The organism is Cellulomonas fimi, from assembly GCF_028527925.1.
In the GTDB taxonomy this organism is placed as follows: domain Bacteria; phylum Actinomycetota; class Actinomycetes; order Actinomycetales; family Cellulomonadaceae; genus Cellulomonas; species Cellulomonas fimi_C.
In genome coordinates this window covers 1-2,016 of the sequence record NZ_JAPESW010000102.1, presented here as the reverse complement: position 1 = coordinate 2,016, position 2,016 = coordinate 1, and the positions used below count along the sequence as shown (strand labels likewise).

General features: G+C 77.3%; 2 protein-coding genes. Both read right to left on the bottom strand.

Annotated features, from left to right (window positions below; genetic code table 11):
• The coding region (locus OMK64_RS19885) for a uroporphyrinogen-III synthase (protein WP_272730085.1) at nucleotides 1-813 on the bottom strand (813 nt) is incomplete at its 3' end.
• Complete coding sequence (hemC, locus tag OMK64_RS19880; protein WP_272730084.1) at nucleotides 810-1,787, bottom strand: hydroxymethylbilane synthase; 978 nt, start codon at nucleotides 1,785-1,787, stop codon at nucleotides 810-812. The genes hemC and OMK64_RS19885, both read right to left, overlap by 4 nt.
• Nucleotides 1,788-2,016: the final 229 nt, after the last annotated feature.

The window sequence follows — 2,016 nt, the reverse complement described above, 5'->3', positions numbered from 1 at the left end:
CGCGAGCGCGGCGACCAGACCCGTCATCGTCTGCTCGCGTGCGACGCCGGCCAGCGGAAGGCCGAGACGCTCGACCTCCGCGGCCGTCGTCGGGCCGATCGCGACGAGCGCCGTCCCGGCAGGTGGCGCGCCGAGCTGCGCGACGAGCTCCCGCACCGTGCTGGCCGACGTGAGCAGCGCTGCGCCGATCGACCCGTCGGCCCACGCGGCGCGCACCTCGGCCGAGGGCGGCGCCGCGGGCACCGTGCGGTAGGCGACGACGTCGTCGACCTGCCAGCCGCGCGCCCGCAGACCGTCGGCGAGCGTCGGGGCGGCCAGGTCGCCGCGAGGGAACAGCACGCGCTGCGCCGGGCCGGTCGTGCCGTCGTCGGTCGACGGGAGGGCCGGCCACGTCGCGACCAGGGCGCGGGCCGTGGACTCGCCGGTCGGGACGAGCGCGGGCGTCACACCCGCCTCGCGGAGGGCCCGGGCGGTGCCGGGGCCGACGGCAGCCACGTGCACGCCCGCGTCCGCGACGATCGCCGCCAGCGTGCGGCCTGCGTGCGCGGCGCGCTGCTCCAGCACGGGCACGGCCGCCTGGCTCGTGACGACGAGCCAGCCGTACCAGCCCGCGCCGAGCGCGAGCAGCACGTCGTCGACCGGCGTCGGGTCCTCGGGCGCGACGGTCTCGACGAGGGGCACGACGACCGCCTCGGCACCCGCGGCGGCGAGCGCGACGGCGGCCGGGCTGACGCCTGCGGCGGGCCTCGGGACGAGCACGCGCCACCCGGAGAGAGGTCCGGCGGCGACGGGCGACGCGTTCCAGGACGTCATCGCGCGTGCCCCAGGTCGGCGAGGTCGGCCGCACCCGCCGCCAGGAGGTCGTCGGCGAGCGTCGCGCCCAGTGCACGCGCAGCGACGGCGTCCTCGGCGGGCGTGCCGCCGAGCGTCGTGCTGCCGCGCCGACGCAGCGCGTCGCTGCCGTCGGTGCGGACGACGACGGCGTCGAGCGTGAGCACGTCGCCGTCGAGCGTCGCGAGGGCGCCGACCGGGGCCGCGCACCCCGCCTCGAGCCGTGCGAGCAGCGCGCGCTCGGCGAGCACCGCGACGCGGGTCGGGCGGTGCTCGAGCGCCGCGAGCGCGCCGGCCAGCGGGCTCGCGAGATCCGTCGTCAGGCCCGTGGCCCGCGTCTCGACGGCCAGGGCGCCCTGCCCGGGAGCGGGGAGCATCACGTCGGCGTCGAACAGCTCGGTCACGGCCTCGAGCCGTCCGATGCGGGCGAGGCCCGCGCGCGCGAGCACGACCGCGTCGAGGTCGCCGGGGCCGGTGGCCGAGCCGGCGACGCGTCCGAGCCGCGTGTCGACGTTGCCGCGGATGTCGACGACGTCGAGGTCCGGGCGGGCGCGCAGCAGCTGGGCCGCGCGGCGCGGCGAGCCGGTGCCCACGCGTGCGCCGTCGGGCAGCTCGGCGAGCGTGAGCCCGTCGCGCGCGCACAGCGCGTCGCGCGGGTCCTCGCGCTCCGGCACCGCGGCGATGACGAGTCCCTCGGCGTCGCCCGTCGGCAGGTCCTTGAGGGAGTGGACCGCGACGTCGCAGCGGCCGTCGAGCAGCGCGTCGCGCAGCGCGGTGACGAAGACGCCGGTCCCGCCGAGCGTGGCGAGCGACCCGGTGAGGCGGTCACCGTCGGTGCGGACGCGCACGGTCTCGACGTCGAGGCCACCGTGCGCGGCGAGGGCGTCGGCGACGTGGCCCGTCTGGGTCAGCGCGAGCGTGCTCGCGCGCGTGCCGATACGGACGTGCTGGGGCATGTCGTCCAGTGTCCCTCGCGTCGACGGCCGGTGTCGAAGCGTGCGCGGCGTTCGTGGTAATGCTCACGCGCCGCGTGTGACATTGAACTGACAGGCTGTCAGAAAATGCGCCGGCGGCGGGTTTCTTCGCGCCTCCGGAATGTCGTGCGTCACGATTTTCCCGGGGTCACGACGACCTGTCAGAAAAGCGCGGGCGGAAATGTGAGGCAATCCTCACCCGGTGACCGAC

What these genes read in the sequence shown, in the direction of transcription:
- hemC (WP_272730084.1), bottom strand. Translation starts at nt 1,787, where the DNA reads ATGCCCCAGCACGTCCGTATCGGCACGCGCGCGAGCACGCTCGCGCTG.